The sequence below is a fragment of the Bradyrhizobium sp. 215_C5_N1_1 genome (assembly GCF_052075935.1).
GTDB lineage: Bacteria > Pseudomonadota > Alphaproteobacteria > Rhizobiales > Xanthobacteraceae > Bradyrhizobium > Bradyrhizobium barranii.
This window is the reverse complement of the sequence record NZ_CP197228.1, coordinates 2,853,489-2,873,300: the sequence shown is the minus strand read 5'-3', so window position 1 is coordinate 2,873,300 and position 19,812 is coordinate 2,853,489. Positions and strand designations below refer to the sequence as shown.

At 62.9% G+C, this 19,812-nt stretch carries 18 protein-coding genes; 6 read left to right on the top strand and 12 right to left on the bottom strand.

Features of this window, described 5'->3' with window-relative positions:
• Positions 1 to 156: 156 nt before the first annotated feature.
• Positions 157 to 993 (bottom strand): enoyl-CoA hydratase family protein, encoded by an 837-nt coding sequence (locus tag AB7G19_RS13475; protein WP_028156623.1) that lies wholly within the window; start codon positions 991 to 993, stop codon positions 157 to 159.
• A gap of 31 nt (positions 994 to 1,024) precedes the next feature.
• On the bottom strand, positions 1,025 to 1,786 hold the full coding sequence (locus AB7G19_RS13470; protein WP_063982085.1) for an SDR family NAD(P)-dependent oxidoreductase: 762 nt from the start codon (positions 1,784 to 1,786) through the stop codon (positions 1,025 to 1,027).
• Between the two features lie 210 nt (positions 1,787 to 1,996).
• Between AB7G19_RS13470 and AB7G19_RS13465 the strand changes: the two genes are divergently transcribed.
• The 5 genes from AB7G19_RS13465 to AB7G19_RS13445 are packed head-to-tail and all read left to right on the top strand — an operon-like array spanning position 1,997 to position 7,706.
• Complete coding sequence (locus AB7G19_RS13465; RefSeq protein WP_441267861.1) at positions 1,997 to 2,794, top strand: alpha/beta fold hydrolase; 798 nt, start codon at positions 1,997 to 1,999, stop codon at positions 2,792 to 2,794.
• Positions 2,795 to 2,806: 12 nt separating this feature from the next.
• On the top strand, positions 2,807 to 4,096 hold the full coding sequence (locus AB7G19_RS13460; RefSeq protein WP_441267860.1) for an acyl-CoA dehydrogenase family protein: 1,290 nt from the start codon (positions 2,807 to 2,809) through the stop codon (positions 4,094 to 4,096).
• A 2-nt stretch (positions 4,097 to 4,098) separates the two neighbouring features.
• A complete protein-coding gene (locus tag AB7G19_RS13455; protein WP_354098874.1) occupies positions 4,099 to 5,625 on the top strand; it encodes a class I adenylate-forming enzyme family protein in 1,527 nt (508 codons plus the stop codon).
• A complete protein-coding gene (locus AB7G19_RS13450) occupies positions 5,622 to 6,710 on the top strand; it encodes an NAD/NADP-dependent octopine/nopaline dehydrogenase family protein (protein ID WP_135215116.1) in 1,089 nt (362 codons plus the stop codon). Before AB7G19_RS13455 ends, AB7G19_RS13450 begins: the two co-directional genes overlap by 4 nt.
• 3 nt (positions 6,711 to 6,713) lie before the next feature.
• A complete protein-coding gene (locus tag AB7G19_RS13445; RefSeq protein WP_441267859.1) occupies positions 6,714 to 7,706 on the top strand; it encodes a 3-hydroxybutyryl-CoA dehydrogenase in 993 nt (330 codons plus the stop codon).
• Here the strand turns inward: AB7G19_RS13445 and AB7G19_RS13440 are convergent.
• The 6 genes from AB7G19_RS13440 to AB7G19_RS13415 all read right to left on the bottom strand — a co-directional run bounded on the left by AB7G19_RS13440 (position 7,703) and on the right by AB7G19_RS13415 (position 14,058).
• A complete protein-coding gene (locus AB7G19_RS13440) occupies positions 7,703 to 8,749 on the bottom strand; it encodes a peptidase M29 (protein ID WP_441267858.1) in 1,047 nt (348 codons plus the stop codon). The two genes, AB7G19_RS13445 and AB7G19_RS13440, sit on opposite strands and share 4 nt — an antisense overlap.
• Before the next feature lie 39 nt (positions 8,750 to 8,788).
• Entirely contained in the window at positions 8,789 to 9,556 is a 768-nt protein-coding gene (locus AB7G19_RS13435) for an ABC transporter permease (RefSeq protein ID WP_441267857.1), read from the bottom strand.
• Positions 9,553 to 10,338, bottom strand: a complete 786-nt coding sequence (locus tag AB7G19_RS13430) for an ABC transporter permease (RefSeq protein WP_439035334.1) — start codon at positions 10,336 to 10,338, stop codon at positions 9,553 to 9,555. The genes AB7G19_RS13435 and AB7G19_RS13430 overlap by 4 nt, the downstream gene beginning before the upstream one ends.
• Positions 10,335 to 11,180, bottom strand: a complete 846-nt coding sequence (locus tag AB7G19_RS13425) for an ABC transporter ATP-binding protein (RefSeq protein WP_439036986.1) — start codon at positions 11,178 to 11,180, stop codon at positions 10,335 to 10,337. The genes AB7G19_RS13430 and AB7G19_RS13425 overlap by 4 nt, the downstream gene beginning before the upstream one ends.
• A 124-nt stretch (positions 11,181 to 11,304) precedes the next feature.
• Positions 11,305 to 12,999, bottom strand: a complete 1,695-nt coding sequence (gene ilvD / locus AB7G19_RS13420; protein ID WP_441267856.1) for a dihydroxy-acid dehydratase — start codon at positions 12,997 to 12,999, stop codon at positions 11,305 to 11,307.
• Positions 13,000 to 13,074: 75 nt separating this feature from the next.
• Positions 13,075 to 14,058, bottom strand: a complete 984-nt coding sequence (locus AB7G19_RS13415; RefSeq protein WP_441267855.1) for an ABC transporter substrate-binding protein — start codon at positions 14,056 to 14,058, stop codon at positions 13,075 to 13,077.
• A gap of 166 nt (positions 14,059 to 14,224) precedes the next feature.
• Here AB7G19_RS13415 and AB7G19_RS13410 point away from each other — a divergent pair, with 166 nt between their 5' ends.
• Positions 14,225 to 15,133 (top strand): NAD(P)-dependent oxidoreductase, encoded by a 909-nt coding sequence (locus tag AB7G19_RS13410; RefSeq protein ID WP_441267854.1) that lies wholly within the window; start codon positions 14,225 to 14,227, stop codon positions 15,131 to 15,133.
• Positions 15,134 to 15,157: 24 nt separating this feature from the next.
• Here the strand turns inward: AB7G19_RS13410 and AB7G19_RS13405 are convergent, their stop codons facing one another.
• The 4 genes from AB7G19_RS13405 to AB7G19_RS13390 all read right to left on the bottom strand — a co-directional run bounded on the left by AB7G19_RS13405 (position 15,158) and on the right by AB7G19_RS13390 (position 19,432).
• Complete coding sequence (locus AB7G19_RS13405) at positions 15,158 to 15,721, bottom strand: flavin reductase family protein (protein WP_231142657.1); 564 nt, start codon at positions 15,719 to 15,721, stop codon at positions 15,158 to 15,160.
• A gap of 9 nt (positions 15,722 to 15,730) precedes the next feature.
• The gene (locus tag AB7G19_RS13400) at positions 15,731 to 16,936 is read right to left on the bottom strand and encodes an acyl-CoA dehydrogenase family protein (RefSeq protein WP_441268825.1); all 1,206 of its coding nucleotides are present in this window, start codon (positions 16,934 to 16,936) and stop codon (positions 15,731 to 15,733) included.
• A 206-nt stretch (positions 16,937 to 17,142) separates the two neighbouring features.
• A complete protein-coding gene (locus tag AB7G19_RS13395; RefSeq protein ID WP_441268824.1) occupies positions 17,143 to 18,417 on the bottom strand; it encodes a CaiB/BaiF CoA transferase family protein in 1,275 nt (424 codons plus the stop codon).
• Between the two features lie 673 nt (positions 18,418 to 19,090).
• A complete protein-coding gene (locus tag AB7G19_RS13390) occupies positions 19,091 to 19,432 on the bottom strand; it encodes a hypothetical protein (RefSeq protein WP_063986218.1) in 342 nt (113 codons plus the stop codon).
• Positions 19,433 to 19,812 lie beyond the last annotated feature (380 nt).

The window sequence follows — 19,812 nt, the reverse complement described above, 5'->3', positions numbered from 1 at the left end:
CCGCCTTGAGCTCGGCCCGGGTCTTGGGCTTAGCCTTAATTCTCAGCTTCTCGAGATCCCGCCGGCCGCGCACGTCGTTGCAGAAAATCTGATCTGTTCCGTGCAAGTACTGCGGCGCAAATCCCCATTGCTGGCTTCCCGCAGCAAGTCCGGAGCTCAGTCGCCCCTGAAGACCGGTTTGACCTTGTTGGCGAACGCTTCAAAGGCGCGCTCGAAATCCGCTGTGGTCATGCACAAGGCCTGGGCAACGGCTTCCGCTTCGATCGCCTCTTCAATCGACATCGCCCATTCCATCGCCAGCATCCGCTTGGTCATGGTGTTGCCGAAGGTCGGGCCTTCCGCAACCTGCTTGGCCAGCAACTGCGCCTGGGGCAGCACCTGCTCGGGCGTGACGATGCGGCTGAAGAAGCCCCAGCGCTCGCCCTCCTCCGCCGTCATGAACCGGCCGGTGTAGAGCAGCTCGGAGGCGCGGGACTGTCCGATGATCCGCGGCAGGATCGCACAGGCGCCCATGTCGCAGCCGCCAAGTCCGACCTTGTTGAAGAGGAACGCGACCTTCGCGCCGCTCGCCGCAAGCCGCATATCCGATGCCATCGCGATGATCGCGCCGGCGCCGGCGCAGATGCCTTCGACCGCGGCCACAATGGGTTGAGGGCAGGCCCGCATCGCTTTGACGAGGTCGCCGGTCATCCGCGTGAAAGCGGTCAGCCCCTTGGTGTCCATCTTCACGAGCGGGCCGATGATCTCGAACACATCGCCGCCGGACGAGAAGTTACCGCCGGCGCCGGTGACGATGATGGCCTTGACCGCATCATCGAAAGCGCAGGCGCGGAAGAAATCCGTCAGTTCCCGATAGCTCTCGAAGGTCAGTGGATTCTTCCGCTCGGGACGGTTGAGCGTCACCGTGGCAACGCCGTCGACCACCGCCAGCAGGAAGTGCTGCGGCGAATAATCCGCGAGCGGCACGGTCACAGGATTAGCTGGTCTGCTCATGCGATCTCCTAACTATGTTTGTTCCGCGCTACTAGATTTCGCCGCCTGCGACTGCAATCGCCTGCCCGGTGATCGCACCAGCGCCTTCGCCGCACAACCAAAGCACTGCGTCAGCCACCTCTTGAGGCGTGATCAGCCGTCCCTGCGGATTGTGCTTCGCGAGCTCGGCGATCGCCTGCTCGCGGCTCCTGCCGGTCTTCTTCATGATGTTTTCAATGCTGCCGGCGACCAGATCGGTGTCGGTGAAGCCCGGACACACCGCATTCACAGTCACATTGCTTCCGGCCGTCTCGAGGGCAAGAGAGCGCACGAGACCGACGACGGCGTGCTTCGCCGCCGTATACGCGCTGACATAGGCGTAGCCCTTGAGCCCCGCCGTCGAGGCAATCGCGACGATGCGGCCATAGGGACGATCCTTCATGCCCGGCAGAACGCCCTGGATGGCATGGACAACGCCCATGAAATTGACGTCCATCATGCGCACAAACAGGGCAGCGTCCGATTTCGCGAACGGCGCGGATTCGGCGCTGCCCGCGTTGGCGATCAGGATGTCGATCGGCTTTCGCGCGCTCGCTTCAGCGATAGCGGCTTTCAGTGATAATTCGTTCGAGACGTCGGCGATCGCAGCAAAATGCGCGGCACCTGCGCTGACCGCCTCTTCTAGAACAGCGGCGTTCCGGCCGAGCACCGTCACGGTTGCGCCTGCCCCGACAAGAGAGGCTGCGATGGCGCGGCCGATGCCGCGACCGCCACCGGTCACGAGCGCGTGCGGCGAGTGCGGCAATCCGGACATGCGCTGGCTCCTTGGCTCTGCTGATCGTTCCTCGATATATTTTAACCTTCAAGTTTTTGCAACGAAGCTGCCGTAGCGCCGCGAACGCCTTAGCGCGAGAGACCGGCCCGAAAATTGCTTTAAGTATAAAATTATCGCTTCCCATCCCCTACAGGCCTGTTAGCATCGACCGGCCGAGCAAAAGGATGTCGCGTGTCGCAGCCTGCGCCAATGATAACAAAAGACGGCCGCTTCGCCTATGAAGCCGCGGGCGATCCGGACGCGACACCCCTGATCTTCCTGCATGGCATTGGCGGCGCGGCACGGGCCTGGCGGCAGCAGCTTGCGAGATTCAGCACTCAGTTCCGCGCGATTGCATGGGACATGCCGGGCTACGGCGGATCGGCGCCGCTCGCCAGCGTCAGCATCGCGGCCCTTGCCGATGCGCTCCAGCAATTCATTGAGCAGCTTGGTGCAACCAAGCCAATTCTGGTCGGCCATTCGATCGGTGGCATGATCGTCCAGAAATGGCTGGCGCAATCCCCGAAACTGGCGCGCGCGGTCGTCCTCGCGCAGACCAGCCCGGCCTTCGGCAAGGCCGATGGCGATTGGCAGAAATCGTTCATCGCGGCGCGGCTTGGGCCGCTCGATCGCGGCGAGACCATGAAGTCGCTGGCTCCTTCCCTGGTGAAGGAGCTTGTCGGCGACGATCCTGATCCGAAGGGAATGGAGCTTGCGCGCGAGTGCATGGCAAGCGTGCCCGAGGCGAGCTATCGCGCCATGATGCTGGCTTTGATGGGCTTCGATCAGCGCAGCACACTCAAGGACATTTCCGTCCCGACGCTGTTGCTGTCCGGCTCCAAGGACAACAATGCGCCTGCCCCCATGATGGCAAAGACGGCAACATTCATTCCCACTGCCGAATATGTCGAGCTGGCCGGGGTCGGCCATCTCGCCAACCTTGAACGCCCTGACGCGTTCGACGAAGCCCTCGGCCGGTTCCTGAATTCCGTCGCGACCAAAACGTAGGGTGGCTGCGCAATGACCATGCAAGTCAGAAAGAACATCGGCGCAACCGACAAGGTCGCGCTGGATGCTCCGATCTTCGATCCCGTCGCATTCCGCCTGAACGACGAGCAGGCCGGCATCATCGCGCGCGCCCGCGAGATCGGCCAGAGCGTGTTCGCTGGTCGCGCGGCGACTTACGATCGCGAGGCGATCTTCCCGACAGAGAATTATCGCGACCTGCATCGCGTCGGCCTGCTCGGCATCGCGGTTCCCAAGAAGCATGGCGGGCTCGGCGCGCACTATCAAACTTACGCACTAGCGGCAGCGGAAATCGGCCGCTATTGCGGCGCGACCGCCCTCACCTGGAACATGCACGTCTGCTCGACCCTGTGGTCCGGTCCGCTCGCCGACGATCTCGACATGGACGCGGAGACCCGCGCCGAGCACGAGCGGCGGCGCGCGGTGCATTACAAGCGTATCGTCGAGGATGGCGCGATCTACTCGCAGCCCTTTTCCGAGGGCGGAGCGGCCGCGGCCGGCGGCGTCGCGTTCGGCACGGAAGCAAAGCCCGTAAAGGGCGGTTGGATCGTCAACGGCAGGAAGATCTTTGCATCGCTGTCCGGTCATGCCGACTATTACGGCGTGCTCTGCACCGAGATCGAGGAGGGCGAAAAAGCCTCGCGCCGCAACACCCTTTACCTCGCGATCTCCGCGAAATCGGACGGTGTCTCGGTGGTCGGCGACTGGGATCCACTCGGCATGCGCGGCACAGTCTCTCGCACGCTGCTGTTCAAGGATGTGTTCGTCCCTGAGGATTCCGCGCTGATGCCGCGCGGCGTCTATTTCCAGGCGGCGATGCGCTGGCCTCACATGTTCCTGACGCTGTCGCCGACCTATATGGGCCTGGCGCAAGCCGCCTATGATTTCACCGTGCGCTATCTTCGCGGCGAGGTACCGGGCATGCCGCCGGTCAAGCGCCGGATGTACCCGACCAAGCAAATCGCGGTCGCGCAGATGCAGATCAAGCTCGAGCAGATCAAGGCGATCTGGTTCCAGGCCGTCACCGAGGCCCGCGCCAATCCAAGCAAGGAGCAGGTGCTGCGCGCCTATGCCGCGCAATATTCGGTGATGGAGGGCGCCAATGAGCTCGCCGCGCTCGCGATCCGCACCTGCGGCGGTCAGGCCATGCTCCGTTCACTGCCGCTGGAGCGCATCTATCGCGACAGCCGCTGCGGCTCGCTCATGCTGCCCTGGACCGCCGAGCTCTGCCTCGACCGGATCGGGCGCGAGGCGCTGTACGAGGCCGGTGAAACGGACGACTGACCGTGGACCTCTGTAGTCTGATCGATCGCAACGCGGCGTTCGCGCCAGACAAGACGGCGATCGCCTTCGAGGGTGAGCGGCTGAGCTACGCCGCACTCGCCGCGCGCATCGAACGGACCGCCACGGCGTTGAAGCAGGAGCTCGGCGTCGGCCGAGGCGACCGCGTCGCAATCCTGAGCCTGAACCGGCCGGACTATCTGGTTCTGCTCTACGCATGCGCGCGACTTGGTGCGATGCTGGTGCCGCTGAACTGGCGGCTGGCGGTTGCCGAGCAGCGCTTCATTCTCACCGATGCGGGCGCAAAGGTCCTGGTACTCGAGCAGGCATTTGCCGGAGTTCTCCCGGAGCTTGCGCCGGGGACGGCCGTCATCGGCCTCGATTTCGCGCCGTCGCGGGGCGTAACATTCGAAGACCTGCTGGCTCGCAGCGAAGGCAGCGGCCGCAATCCGCACACTGATCTCTCCTGCCCGCTGCTCGTCGTCTACACGTCTGGAACGACGGGACGGCCGAAGGGCGCTGTTCTGCGGCAAGAAGCCTTGTTCTGGAACGGCGTCATGAGCCAGCACATGCAGAACATGACGTCAGATGATCACGTGCTGACGGTACTGCCGTTCTTCCATGTCGGTGGCCTCAACATCCAAACCACGCCGGCGCTGCAGCTTGGTGCGACGGTCACGATCCACGCCCGCTTCACGCCAGATACTGCGCTCGCGGCCATTGAACGGGAAAGACCGACCCTGACGGTGATGGTGCCTGCAATCCTCCAGGCCGTGAGCGAGCATCCCGCCTGGACAACGACCGATCTCTCGTCGCTCAAAGCCGTCTCGACCGGCTCGACCATCGTGCCACCGCACCTGATCGATCGCTTCGTGGCGCGCGATGTTCCGGTGCTTCAGGTCTATGGTTCGACGGAAACCTGCCCCATCGCAATCTACACCCGGCTTGGCGGCGATCTTTCGCGCGCGGGATCGACCGGACTTGCCGGCCTGTGCTGCGAAGCGAAGGTGATCGATCAGGCCGGCAATGAGGTCCCTGCGGGTACGCCGGGCGAAATCGCCGTGCGAGGGCCCAACGTGTTCTTCGAATATTGGGGCAATGCGGATGCCACGCGCGATGCGCTGCACGACGGTTGGTATCGCACCGGCGATATCGGCCTGTGCGACGCCGACGGCTATTTCTGGGTCCGCGACCGCAAGAAGAATGTGATTATTTCCGGCGGCGAGAACGTCTATCCGGCCGAGATCGAGCGCGTCCTGCTCGAACATCCCGATGTCAGCGAATGCGCCGTGATCGGCCGGCCGGACCCGCGCTGGGACGAGGTGCCGATCGCCTATGTCATCGGGCGGTCCGGCTGCCGGCTCGAAGCGGAGGAGCTGAGAGCGCATCTTCAGACGCAGCTCGCCCGTTACAAGGTTCCGCGCGACATCGTCTTCGTCAACGACCTGCCGCGCACGGCGCTGGGCAAGGTCCAGCATTTCCTGCTGAAGCAGCTTGATGCGCAATCGCGCGCGCAAGGAGAAGCATCTTGAAGATTGCAGTTCTGGGTGGGGGAAACGGCTCTTTCGCGGCCGCGGGCGATTTTGCGCTGTCCGGGCATGAGGTCCAGCTCTGGCGCCGCGACGCTGATCAGGTGACGGCGCATCGCGCGGCCGGCTCGCGCATCCTGGTGAAGGATCATAATGGCCGGCACGATGTGAAGCTCGCGCTGGTGACGACCGACATCGCCGAAGCAATTGATGGCACCGAGCTGATTCTGTGCCCCGCCCCTGCCTTCGCGCAGCCGGACATTGCTCGTTTGCTCGCTCCGCATTTGCAGGACGGCCAGGTCGTGTTCCTGCCGCCCGCCACATTCGGCTCGATGATCTTCGCCCAAGCCGCGCGGGATGCCGGAAACCACGCCAAGGCGAGCTTTGCCGAGACCGGCACGCTGCCTTGGCTGACCCGCAAGCACGGGCCGTTCGAGGTCGCGATTACCATCCGCGCCAAGCGGTTGCCGGTTGGCGTGTTTCCGCTCGATCGGGCCGCGCATGCAATCGAAGTGATCGGACGCGCTTTCCCTGATGCGATCGAGCCCTGCGGCGATGCACTCTCCGGCGCGCTGATGAATGCTGGGCCCATTATTCACCCGCCGTTGATCGTGATGAACGCGGGCCCGATCGAGCATTTCGAACGATGGGACATCCACAAGGAAGGAACGCAGGCCGCGATCCGCCGGGTGACCGACGCGCTCGACGCAGAACGAATCGCGGTGCGCGAAGCGCTTGGCTATGGCGCACCGCATTTTCCGCTGGCCCACCACTACGCCAAAGAGGGCGAGATCTGGATGTACGGCCGTGGCTCGCACGACCGGCTGACCGATTCCGGCGACTGGCGTGAGCGGATCGTGCTGACCGAGCACCGCTATATGCGTGAGGATCTGCGGCTTGGGCTGTCGCTGCTGGTCTCCGTTGCCGGCATCGCGGGTGTATCCACGCCGCTGGCCAGAGCATTCCTCTCCATCGGCGGCGCTGTGTGCGGTGAGGATTTTGCGCAAGGCGGCCGAACGCTCGAGACGCTCGGACTAGGCAATCTCGGCAAGGCCGAACTACAGACGATTCTCCGTACGGGGTTTTAACCGATGACCAGTCGCGCCAATATCGCCTGTCTGGGAGCCGGCCGCATGGGACGCGGCATCGCCGTCGCGTTCGCCTATGCGGGTCATGCGGTCACGATGATCGACATCAAGGCCCGTTCCGCGGAGGACTTCGCCAGGCTGGAGGCGGACTCGCTGGGCGAGGTCAGCAAGACCATTGCCAGCCTGTCGAAGCTCGGTCTGCTGACGGAGGCGGACGTTGCTCCGCTCATCGCACGGGTTTCGGTGGTGCCGGCCAGCCGAAGCAGCGCAGCGCTGGCCGAAGCCGGGATGGTCTTCGAGGGCGTTCCCGAGGTCGTCGAGCTCAAGCGCGAGGTGCTGGGGGCGGCTTCAAAACAAGTCGGCCCGGATACGATCATCGCTTCGACCACGTCGACCATCCTCGTCGACGATCTCTCCGGTGCGATCGTGAACCCTCGCCGCTTCCTCAATGTGCACTGGCTCAATCCGGCCTATCTAATCCCGCTGGTCGAGGTTTCGCCCGGCAAAGCCACTGACCCCGCCATCATCGATGAGGTCAAGGCGCTGCTCGAAGCCATCGGAAAGGTCCCCGTGGTCTGCGCGGCGACGCCCGGCTTCATCGTCCCGCGCATCCAGGCGTTGGCGATGAACGAGGCCGCACGCATGGTCGAGGAGGGCGTCGCCAGCGCCGAGGAGATCGACAAAGCGATCCGTTACGGCTTTGGCTTCCGCTATGCCGTGCTCGGACTGCTCGAGTTCATCGACTGGGGCGGCGGCGACATCTTGTACTACGCCAGCCGGTATCTCGAAGGCGCGCTCGGCAGCGATCGCTATCGCGCGCCGGACGTCATTTCCCGCAATATGCAAGAAGGCCGCATCGGCTTGCGAACGGGTGCCGGCTTCCTCGATTATTCAGGCATGGACGTCGACGCCTATCGCGTTAAGCGGCTTCAGGCCATGGTCGACCTGCTCCGGCATTTCGGCCTGGCGCGCCCACCGGTCCTCGACCGCAGCTAGCCGAAGACGTCCTGCAGCACGCCTTCGCGAACGACCGCGACGCCGTCGAGTTCGATCGTCGTTCCCATCATCGGCAAATCAAAGTGGCCCGCCGTGTAGCGGCCGGCAAATTCGTTCGCGCCGGTCGAGAACAGGAAATTGCCGGAGACGGCGCGAATTTCAGTGCCGTTGGTGTCGCGCTGGTCATACATCGAGAGGGCCTCGTAGCGGGCCCCCGGATTCATGCCGAAACCGACATGCGAGACCGCATAGGCCTCGCGATCACCCCACGCTGCGAGATAGGCGCGCATCATCGCGGCATCTGTGCCCTCGCCCTCCAGCTCGACGACATAATCGTCCTTCAGCGTCATTTTCACCGGGGACGCCAGGTAGCGCTTGAAGGTCAGATTGATGTCACCGGGGGCCATCACCAACGTCCCGTTGATCGTTCCGCTCTTGGGAAAGCTAACCACAATGCCACCCGGCCAGTGCGCCAGCGTGCCGGGCTTGTCGGTCCAGCCCCACACGCCGACCGTGGACGCACCGACCATGTCAACGTCGAGCGCCGTGCCGGCGTTCGATGTCACGCGCATCCGCTTCGTCCCACGCAACAACTTCGCCGCCGCGCGAACGCGCTTCTCGAGTGCGGGATCCGGCACCATCCGCTCCAGCGCTTCCGGGTGTTCGTTGGAGATCACCAGTATCCGCGCACCGGCCTTGAGGATCTCCGGCGTTTCCACCGCATGCATCAGGCCCTCGATGGTGCAATCCACCACAAAGCCGGCCTGCTGGAGTGCGGTGATGACCGGACCAAGCCGCTGGATTGCCTCGCTTGCCCCGGTCGAGCGAACCGGCACGATATTCCGGTTACGTGGCGTCGGCATCACCACATGAAACGGCCGCGCGCCCATCCGCAGCAGGGCGAGCTCCGCCAAATGAACGTTCAGCGCGCGCGATTGGGTTTCCGAGAGGATTGCCGCGGTGTCGCCGGCCTTGACGGCGCAGCGCTCAAAGATCTCGCAAAACGCGTCGATCCATTTTGCCTCGATGCGATCCGCCAGCATGGTTCACTCCCAGTCTTCTGGTTTCTTTGTTCAGTCAGATCACGTTTCGGGGAAGCCCCGCAAGAGATACGATCGCAGGGCACCCAGCAAGCCGTTCAGGATCAACCCCAGCAGCGAAATCGTGATCAGCGGTACGAACATGTCGACGGCCTGAAAAGTTCGGGCCGCCGTCACCAGCACGTGCCCCAACCCGTCCGTCGACGTGATCATCTCGGCCAGAAACACCACGATGCAGGAAATGACAAGGCCGATCCGGCAGCCGGTCAGGATCGAGGGCATCGCTGCCGGCAAGACCACCTTGAACAAGATTTCATAGCGCGGGGTTCCCGCTGCCATCGCCGACCAGATCAGCTTCTGCTCGACGGCTGATGCGCCGTAATAAGTGGACAGCAGAATGGGAAAAAGCGCATCCGCAGCCACCAGCGTAATCTTCGATCCGTGACCGAAGCCGAGCAGAAGCAGCAGCGCCGGATAGAGTGCGACTTTAGGCAACGGCGCCAATACGCGCACGATTGGCCGAACCACGGCATTGATCGCTGGATTGGCGGCCGCGGCGATGCCGATACTTACACCGAGCACGACCGCAATCGCAAAGCCGGCAAACAGCCGGATCAGGGTCGCCGCGATCTCCTGCTGAAACGTCCACGTCACGAGTTGCTGGAGCAACCTGCTGAAGACGTATCCCGGCGGCGGCAGCAAGACCGCAGGCGCAAAGCCGAACGATACGAGGCCTTGCCAAACCGCGATGACCAGCACAATTGGCGCGAGCCCGAGAACGACGTTTGCTGAGGGAAGACGCGATGTCATGAGAAGCTCAGCGGCATGTCGAACTGAGGCTCGGACCAGCGCACCAGCCGTGCGCGGACCCGCTCGAAAATCGCATCGAGGCAAATTCCCATCGCCCCCACGATGATGATCATCGCGAAGACGGTGTCGTATTGGCCCATGTCCAGCGCATTGAACAGAATGTTGCCGGCGCCGGACTGGCGGGCGATCATCTCGCTGGTGATCATCGTGATCAGCGCCAGCACGAGACCGGTGCGACATCCGGTCAGGATCTCCGGCAGCGCCGCCGGCAGCACGATCCGCACCAGCCGTTGCAGCGGCGAAAGTCCCATCGCGGCGCCCGACCACAGCATCTTCTCTTCGACGGCTTGGGCTCCCTCAAAGCTGTGATAGATCACGGGGAGGCTGACGCCGAGGAAGATCACCAGCGTCTTCGTGATGTCGCCGACGCCCAGCCAAAGCATGATGATCGGCATCAGCGCCGCTTTCGGCACGGGATAGATCACCATTAGAAGCGGGTTGAAGAAGGCCGCGACGGCGCGGCTACGCCCCATCAACAGACCCAGCGGGATCGAAACGAGCACGGCTACGCCGAACCCGATCGCCATGCGGCGAAGCGAGGCCAGGATGTTGATCAGCGACTCCTTGTCGCCAAGGATATCCGGGATTGCGCGGATCGCCTCGATCGCCGTCGGAAAGCTGTCATTCTTCAGTACGAGCGACGCGACCTGCCACACCGCCAGCAGCCCGATGCAAGCGAACACCGGGGCGGCACGTCTGGCGGCGGCAGCCAGCGATGTCATGACGGCGATCCGGTCTCGTCGACCTCGTCGAACATGCGCTCGATGTCGACGACGTATTTCTGGTAGCGCGGATCGAGCAACAGCTCGTTGCGGCGACGCGGCCGAGGCAGATCGATGTCGATCACCTGCCTAATGCGGCCGGGAGATTTCGACATCATCACGACTTTGTCCGACAGGAAGACGGCCTCGTCGACCGAATGGGTCACGAACAGCACCGTCTTGCGGTCACGCTCCCAGATGTTCAGGAGATCATTCTGGAGACGTGTACGGGTGTGCGCGTCGAGCGCGCCGAACGGCTCGTCCATCAGCAGAACTTCAGGGTGGTAAGCCAATGTCCGGGCCAGCGCGACGCGCTGCTTCATGCCACCCGAGAGCTCCTTGGGATAAAAGTTCTCATAGCCTTTGAGGCCGACCATCTCGATCAAGGCCTGGCTCTGTGCTCCGGCCTCGGTGGCAGGCACACCTTGCTGGCGCGGGCCATACATCACATTGCCCAACACGGTCTTCCAGGGAAACAGAGCGAACTCCTGAAACACTGGTCCGCGATCCGGACCCGGGCCCGTGATCGTCTGTCCCTTCATCCGCGCCACGCCGCTGGTCGGGCGGACGAAGCCGCCGACGATATAAAGAAGTGTCGACTTGCCGCAGCCGGACGGACCAAGGATGGAGACGAAGGCTCCTTCCTCGATCGTCAGCGAGATGTCCGATAGCGCCAAATGATCCTTGCGCGCCGAGGTCTGGAAAACCTGGGAGACGCGGTCGATCTCGATGATCGCAGAAGCCGGCCTTTGTGACGTCACCGGATTCACCCATTCGCTCGATCTCGAAGGCACTACCCTCATTCCGTCTCTCGCTTGACTCACGCGCGAACGTCACGCAGCCGATCCGCTGATGTCCTCCATCAGCTGATCGAGCTTAGCAAGAAACTTGCCAGACAGGCGGTCATTCTCGCGCGGGAGCAGCGCATCATTCGAACCAAGGCCATTCTGCAGGGCCCTCATGTGTCACGGCTCCGCCCGGCGCCTGTCCGACCAGCCGCGCATACTTTGCGAGCGCACCTCCACGGTGACGGGGCGGCCTCGGCTTCCAATCGCGTCGGCGCGCCGTGAGTTCCTGCTCGTCGACCAGCATATCCATCCGCCGGTTTGCGGCATCGATCAGGATCCTGTCGCCGTCGCGAACAAGCGCCAACGGACCGCCGACGAACGCTTCGGGGGACACGTAGCCGATGCACATGCCGCGAGTAGCGCCGGAGAACCGTCCATCGGTGATCAGGGCCACTTTCTCGCCCATACCCTGGCCGTAGATCAGCGCGGTAACGCCGAGCATCTCACGCATGCCCGGGCCGCCGACTGGCCCTTCATTGCGGATCACCAGCACCTCGCCCGCCGTGTAGGCGCGGTCACGGACCGCTTTGACACACGCCTCCTCATCTTCGAAGACGCGCGCAACGCCCTCGAAGTGCTGACTCTTTAAACCTGCGACCTTGATCACCGCACCGTCTGGACAGAGATTGCCCTTCAGAACCGCCACGCCACCATCAGGCATGATCGGCGCACGAGACGCGTAAACGACTTCACCATCGGGAGCGTTGGCCGCGCCATATTCTTCGGCGAGCGTGCGCCCCGTGACGGACAAGCAGCTCCCATCGATGTGCCCGCTCTGGATCAACTCGCGGATCACGACGGCCGCACCGCCGATGTCGTAGACATCCTTCGCAGTGTACTTGCCGCCCGGCCGCAAGTTTCCAATCAGCGGCGTCCTGGCAAAGACCTTGCCGACGTCATCAATCGTGAATGCGATCCCGGCCTCATTCGCGATCGCCGGCAGATGCAGCGCAGCGTTGGTCGAGCCGCCCGTGGCGGCAACAATCGCCGCACCGTTCTCGAGGGATTTCCGAGTCACGAGGTCGCGCGGCAGCGGGCCGCCACGTTCCAGCATCTCCATCACCAGCCGCCCGGCGCGGCGCGAGATCTGTGCACGTTCGGCATAGACACCGGGCACCATCGAGACGTTGGGAATGGTCAGCCCCATCGCCTCCGACGCCATCCCCATCGTGTTCGCGGTAAACTGGCCCGCGCACGCGCCAATGGTCGGCAGGCAGGCGCGCTCGATCCGTTCGAGCGTGGCGCCGTCGATCTCTCCGGTCATGAAGCTGCCGACAGCTTCATAGGAGTCGAGCACCGTGAGCGTCCGCCCGTCCACCCGGCCCGGCAGCGAGCTGCCGCCGTAGATGAAAATGGACGGTACGTTGCAACGAACCATGCCCATCATCACGCCGGGAAGTGTCTTGTCGCATCCGCCGTACCCGATCAGCGCGTCATAGGCGAGACCATGAACGACGGCTTCGATCGAATCGGCAATCAGCTCGCGCGAAAAGAGAGAAAACTTCATTCCCTCGTGATTCATGCTGATGCCGTCGGAGACCGACACGGTGGAGAATTCGCGCGGCGTGCCACCCGCCTCCTCGATTCCCGTCTTGGCCGCGGCCACTTGGAAGTCGTGGGTCATATTGCAGGGCGTCTGCTCGCCCTTCATGCTGACGACGCCCACCATCGGCTTGGCGATCGCTGCGTCGTCGAGCCCCATTGCGCGCATGAAAGCGCGGTGCGGGGCCCGGTCGAGGCCGTCAGTCGTGACCCGTGATCGCAACTTCTTCATGCGCGCATCTTTTTCATGCAACGTCCGAGATGATCCGGGACGCCGCGCCCCTTGTTGGGACAATTCGCCCGTCGCCTATTCCAGCGGCGCGACGATCGTCGCGTGCTTGAACTGCATGGCATCCAGCTTCGGCAGCATTCCGGTCTCCGCGTAGATGTCCAGCATCTTCTGGATCGCGGGGAAGTTCGGCGCCGCACCCGGATCGCGGCCGAAATCGTTGTCCTTGAGCAGATAGGTCTCGAGCACCGGAATAGGCGCCTTCAGAACCTCATTGACGACCTTTAGCGTCTCTTCGCGGTTGGCCAGCGCTTTCTTCATACCTGAGATAATGTCACGCACGTAGGCCTTCACCAAGTCGGGGTTCTTGTCGACGAAATCCGCGCGGCAGGCTTCCAGGATGTGCACGATGTTCGGCATCGCCTGCGACAACGAGAACAGCTTTCTTGTGCCACCCTTCGCCTCCGCACGTGCGGCAAAGGGCTGGTTCATGTTGACCGCGTCGACGCGGCCCTGACGCAGCGCATCTTCGGAGACGGCAAAGCCGACCTCGACCAGCTTGATGTCCTTGGCCGGATCGACGCCATTCTGCTTGAGCAACAGGTTGAACGGGCCTTGCGTGCCGCCACCGATCACGGAAATGCCGACCGTCTTGCCTTTGAGATCGGCGATCGTCTTGATCGGCGAGTCATCCATCACCGCCCAATAGACCGAGAAACCGCCGGGCTTCTCGAAGACGTGCTGCGCCACGATGTAGGCCTTGAGATTGCCGCCGACCACACCGTTGGCCAGCGACAGCGGCGCTTGCGTCGCGCAATCCAGCGCGCCGGCCGCCAATGCCTGCGTCATCGGCGCGGTGCCCTGAAATTGGGTCCATTCGATGTTGTAGGCCTTGCCGATATTGGGAAACTCAGCTGGCCTGCGCATCATCCAGTACTTGGATTCCTCGGCCGGGATGGTCCAGCCGACGCGAATGGTCTGCTGTGCCCATGACGGGGCTGCCCCCGCGCTCGCAGCCACGGCCGCTCCCAAAGCCAGGATCCACTTCGAAACGGTTCGCATCGTGCCCACTCCGCTGCTCCGGCGCCGACCGGCGCCGCCCAACCCGACCACTCAAATGTTTCATGGTTCAAACAATCAGGCAAGCCATGCGAGCCGAACGGTTTCACTGTCCAGCCTGCAATGTATGGTAAGGCGGCGTTTGCGCTGCGACAGATGGAGGCAACCTATGGCTGATGCGAGCAAGACAAACCCGCAGGGCGTCGAGAGGCTCGGCTATCTCGGCCTTGGACTGATGGGAACGCCGATGACCCGGCGCCTGCTCAAAGCCGGCCATCAGGTCGCTGTCTGGAATCGTTCGGAGGGCAAGGTCGCTCCGCTCGTCGCGGCCGGCGCCAAGCGCGCAGCCACGCCCCGCGACATGTTGGCGAACGCGGATCTCGTCTTCATGTGCGTGACCGATGCCGCCGCCGTCGAAGAGGTGATCTTCGGGCCCGACGGTCTTGCAGCGGCTCCCGGCGCAGGCAAGCTCGTCGTTGACTTCTCGTCGATCCATCCCGACGCCGCGCGCGATCTTGCAGCGCGGCTGAAAGACGCGAATGGCGCGGGTTGGATAGATGCGCCGGTGTCCGGCGGCACCAAGGGCGCAGAGGAAGGCACGCTCGCCATCATGGCCGGCGGAGAAGCTGCTGACATCGAGCGGGCACGGCCCTATGTGCTGCACATGGCACGCAGGTTCACCCACATGGGCCCGATCGGGGCTGGCCAAACCACAAAACTCTGCAACCAGGTGATCGTCGGATGCGCGATGGCCGTTCTGGCGGAAGCAACGCGCCTTGCCTCGAATGCAGGGATTGACGCAGGCCGGCTGCCCGAGGCGCTCGCCGGCGGCTTTGCGGATTCCATCCCGCTTCAGCTCTTCGTGCCGCGCATGGTCCAGGGCATCCACTCGCCGCCGCTTGGCCATATCGCGACAATGCTCAAGGATCTCGACACAGTCGCCGATGTCGCCCAGGCGACGTCAACGCCGGTGCCGATGGCGACCCTCGCCGGACAGATATTCAGGCTGGCCAAGGCTGCACGCGGCGCGGACGCGGACGCTTTGGAAATCTACAAACTCTCGGCCACAGACCGCTGAGCCGACGAGCGTCCTTGTATCGCCTTATGGCGACTTCTTGCGTTCATCATCAGCCAGGAACCGGCCATACCCCCCGCGCGCAAACAGCAGGGGCTCCTTGGCACTGTAGGCATAGGCCTCGACCGCGCCGAGAAAAATCACGTGGTCACCGCCATAATAGCGATTGACCGATCGGCACTGAAAGTTGGCGACACTCTCGGCAAGGACCGGCGCGTTCCCGAGGCCCGGGGTCCAGTCGACTCCGGCGAACTTGTCCTCGGACGATTTTGAAAATTTGTTCGCAAGCGTTTGCTGCGACGTGCCGAGTATGTGAACGGCGAAATGGCTGGCGTTCTGAAACACGGGGAGGCTCGAGGAATAGAATCCGAGGCTCCACAGGACCAGAGGGGGATTCAGGGAGACTGACGCGAACGAATTGCAGGTGATACCATAGGGCTTGCCATCAGCGGCCATGGCCGTGATGATCGTTACGCCCGTTCCGTATGTTCCAAGCGCGTTGCGAAAATCACGAGGATCGATCGGCGAGCTGTCGCTGGCGAGTTCGTTGGCTGGATCGGAAATGGCCGGCTGCTTCGGCAGATCATTCATCGGCCGGCCTCACAGCGTGAGATTCTCGGACGGCAGCCCCAGAGCCACCCGTCCGTAGTTGGTTCCGGCCGCATCGAAGTTGAACGCAAGATGCGAGTTTATCGCGTGCGCATCGCGGAACTGCCGCTGCAACACGCCCGTCGTGAACAGACCGCGCGCTCCGCTCGCCGCAAACAGCATCGAGACCGCGTCGGTGCATAGATTCACCGAAAATGCGCCATCGCGACGATATCTGGTCTTGATCGCCATATCAGGAATACGGCCGCGCCTTGCATCTTCCATTGCATTGACGCAGGCCGAACGCATGATCAGGCGCGCAGCGTCGATCTTGGCCGAAGCCTCCGCGATCTTGATCTGAGTGCTTTGAAAGTCGCTGAGCTTGGCGCGGTTGTAGGTTGAAATGCGATGACGTGCGACCTCCGCATAATCGTCGAGGCATACTTGAGCGTTCCCCAGCGCGACGCCGGAGAGGACGTAAGGAAATAGCGAGAACACAGGTAGCGCATACAGCGGATTGGGATTGACCGTGCTTCCCGGCGTCGGGCCACCGGCAAGATCGCCAACCGCTACCGTCATATAGTCGGCCACGAAAACGTCCCTGACTTCGACATCGCAGGAGCCGGTACCGCGCAGTCCCGTGACATTCCAGGTGTCGAGCACCTTGTAGTCGACTTTCGGCAGCAGGAAGATTCGGTACTCGATCCCGTCTGCTTCGTCGTCGGAATAGACAACGCTTGCAAGCATGTTCCATTCGCAGGAGGCAACGCCCGAGGAGAACGGCCAGCTCCCGTGCAACCTGTAACCGCCCTCGACCCTCGTGGCGCGACCGGCTGGAAAAATGAACGAGGACGCAATCAGCGCGTCGGGATCACGGCCCCAGACCAGATCCTGCGCCTTCTGCTCGAACATGCCGAGCATCCAGTGATGGCTCGCCAGGTTAGCGAGATTCCACGCCACTGACGCATCCGCCATTCCCAGCAGTTCGGCGCAGTCGACAAGGGCGACATAGTCAAGCTCGGCACCGCCGATGCGCTTCGGCTGCAGCATGCGGAACAGGCCAGCGTCGTGGAGATCCTTCTCGGTTTCCGTCGGAAGATGCCGCAGCTCCTCCGTGCGGGCAGCCCGCTCTCGCAGCCGCGGCACGAGCGCCCGGGTCCTCGCGATCATTGCCGCATAGGCGCGTTCGCCGGCTTCCTGCCCCGTCGGCTGGCCCATGCTCGGCCCTTGACCAGGCGCCATTCGTGTCCCTCGCTTTCACATAGTTATGCGGCGGGAACTTCGCCAAATCAAGCTGGGCAGGGTTAACGTTGCGTGGTCGCCCTGCATCCCGGCTGTCCGCAGGAATGCGATGTCACGTACACCGTCTTCTCAAAGCAGCTTTCCGCGAACTTTGCGGTGCCTGGCTCCGCGGACCTGACCGCTCAGGCTTGGCCTGAGGTCGATGGCTTGTCTGATCCAAAGACGCCCTTCTGAGTGAACTCCGAAATCCGGCGCTCGTCGTAACCGAGCGTATCACGCAGGACGTCTTCGGTATGCTCGCCTAACAGGGGCGCAGCGACGGGATCAATCGCTCCCGTCAGGCTCATATTGATCGGAGGTTCGATATTGGGGACCCACTCTGCAGTACGGTGCGGAATCCTGTTCAGGCGATGGCGCTCGCGGGCCTCGGGCGCATTGAACCCCTCCTCGACCGTTCGGAGATAGCCGACCGGGATATTGGCCAGCTTCATCTTCGCTATCCAGTTCTCGAGGGTATCGCTCGCAAAGACCTCTGCGATGGCTGCCCGCAGGAGCTCCTTGTTCTCAGAGCGCGCTTTGCGCGACGCGAACTGCGGATCAGTGATCAAATCGGGCCGGTTCAGCACCTCGACCACCAGCCGGCGATAGAGCCGGTCGTTGGCGCAGGCCATGTAAAGCGGCCCATCGGAAGCTTCATAGACACCAACAGTGGGGGACCCGTTCGGCGAATTGCCGAACCGGCCAGGGTTTTCGCCGTTGATCAGATAGGCCATGCCGTAGAAGCCGGTCATGCCCATGGCGACGTCGAACAGGGCGACCTCGACATGCTGCCCACGGCCGAGCCGATCGCGCGCCAACAGCGCCAGCAGGATGGCGTTGCAGGCGGACATCCCCGTCGCCATGTCCACGATCGGCGGGCCGGTACGAACCGCAGGCCCATCGGCGAACCCATTGAGGGACAGGAAGCCGCTTTCCGCCTGCGTGATGGGATCGAAGCCGGGCCGCGCGGCAAATGGTCCTGAGCGTCCGTAAGCCGAGATCGAGCAATAGACCAGCCGCGGGTTGAGCGGCGCGACCGCCTCGTAGTCGAGGCCGAACTTCTTCATGACCCCGCTCGAAAAATTCTCCACGACTACATCCGCCTTCCGGATCAGGTCCAGTGCGATCTCGCGAGCCTGCGGCATGGTCAGGTCGAGCGCGATGCCGCGCTTGTTGCGGTTCAGGCTCAGATAGGCGGCGCTTTCTCCGCCGATTTCGGCGTGTTCGTAGGCCCGCGTATCGTCGCCACCATCCGGATTCTCGATCTTGATGACGCGTGCACCGAAATCGGCAAGCGTCTGCGTGCAGGCCGGCCCCGCCACGACCCGCGTAAAATCGACGACCAACAGACCGTCGAGCGCGGTAGGCGCGCCCGTCGCCCGCGACGAACGTTCCGGTAATTGAGGCTTGGTGGGCATCGACGGCGCTCCCTTACATCGGCTTATGGTTGCCGAATTTCCTGCAAGAGCAAACTTAAAGCCCGGCACCACCAACTTCGCAAGTGCTTCACCCGCATCGCTTCAATACGCAAAAAGGGCCCGTCAGCCATCAAGCCGCCGGGCCCCCGAACATCTTGGGAGTGCGAGCCACACTGTGTCTCGCATTGGCCATCCTACGCCGAGAAAAGTACGTTCCGCATTACGGGAAACCCTGCTCAGCGAAGCCACTTCCGCCAATAGAGCGTGTGCGCCGAGGCCTCGGGCACCTCTGGCTCGAAGAGCCGATAGCCCGCCTGGATGAAGTTGTCCGTCGTATTCAAGACAATGACATCCCTTTCGATACGCAGCCCCCTGAAGTCCCCGCTCCCAATGCCGTCGCAGCACGCCGACCCTCGAGAAGTAGCGCCGTTTCGAATGTGCGTCGACGGTATGACGCCGGCAAATGCGACCGCCTCATCGCCATGTTAGGCAAGCCACCACGCTCCCAACTCGAATTGCGGCATGGCCGCCGTGTCGAAGAACGTCGACCGATGCAGATCAGCCAACGTCTCGACGAGGTCGTCATCGGATGCATCAACGATGCGAATTTTGTACGGCCCGTTTGCGGGAAATAGCGTGCGTGCAAGTGCAGCGATGTCGGCACCGTGGGAGCTCACTTGCCCAGCACGACCCTAACGCCTAGCAAAACGGCCCCCATCAGTCCGGTCGCGATCACCGTGATAACGGCCTTGAAGGTGTAGCTCTGCGCCTGCTCCACGCTCTTTCGCCACCTCCGCACGTGTTGGAGATCAGCCCTTAGCTCCTTCCGGTCGTCATGTTCGATTCCGAAGGAAGTTAGCACCGATGCGACGGCCTTCAGTACGAAGGCATCGATGCTCTCCTGTTGCACCCTGTGTTGCTCGGCCAGTGTCTCAGCCACGATCGCCCTGATTTCATCATCTGGTTGATGATCCTTGCAACGTTCTCGAAACCACGCTTGGCGAAGTAGAAGGATACAATCAGTCTCGGTCAGCATCCGCGCCTTAGACGTCTTCCGTCGCGCGGGCGGGCGGGCCGGCTCGCTCGCGAACTCCCTTTCGATCTCATCGCTCAAGAAAACGTCTCCCACAACACGATTGCAACCAAGCCCGCGAGTGCGAGCGATATCAGTTAGGCGGTCATCGTCTCTCCACGAAAAAGAAAAAAGTGGCAGATCGCGTGACCAAGCGCGATCGTTTCGGGCGCGAACCCTATGTCCGTGAGCCCCGAGACCGCAGCGGCGCGAGCAACGGACCCGGCGCCGCGCCGGTCGGCGTTCCTTGAACGTGGTCTAGCGAGTGCGTGGCCGGATGCGCGGCCACCGTCCGATCTCAAAATCGAGACGAAAAACCCGCG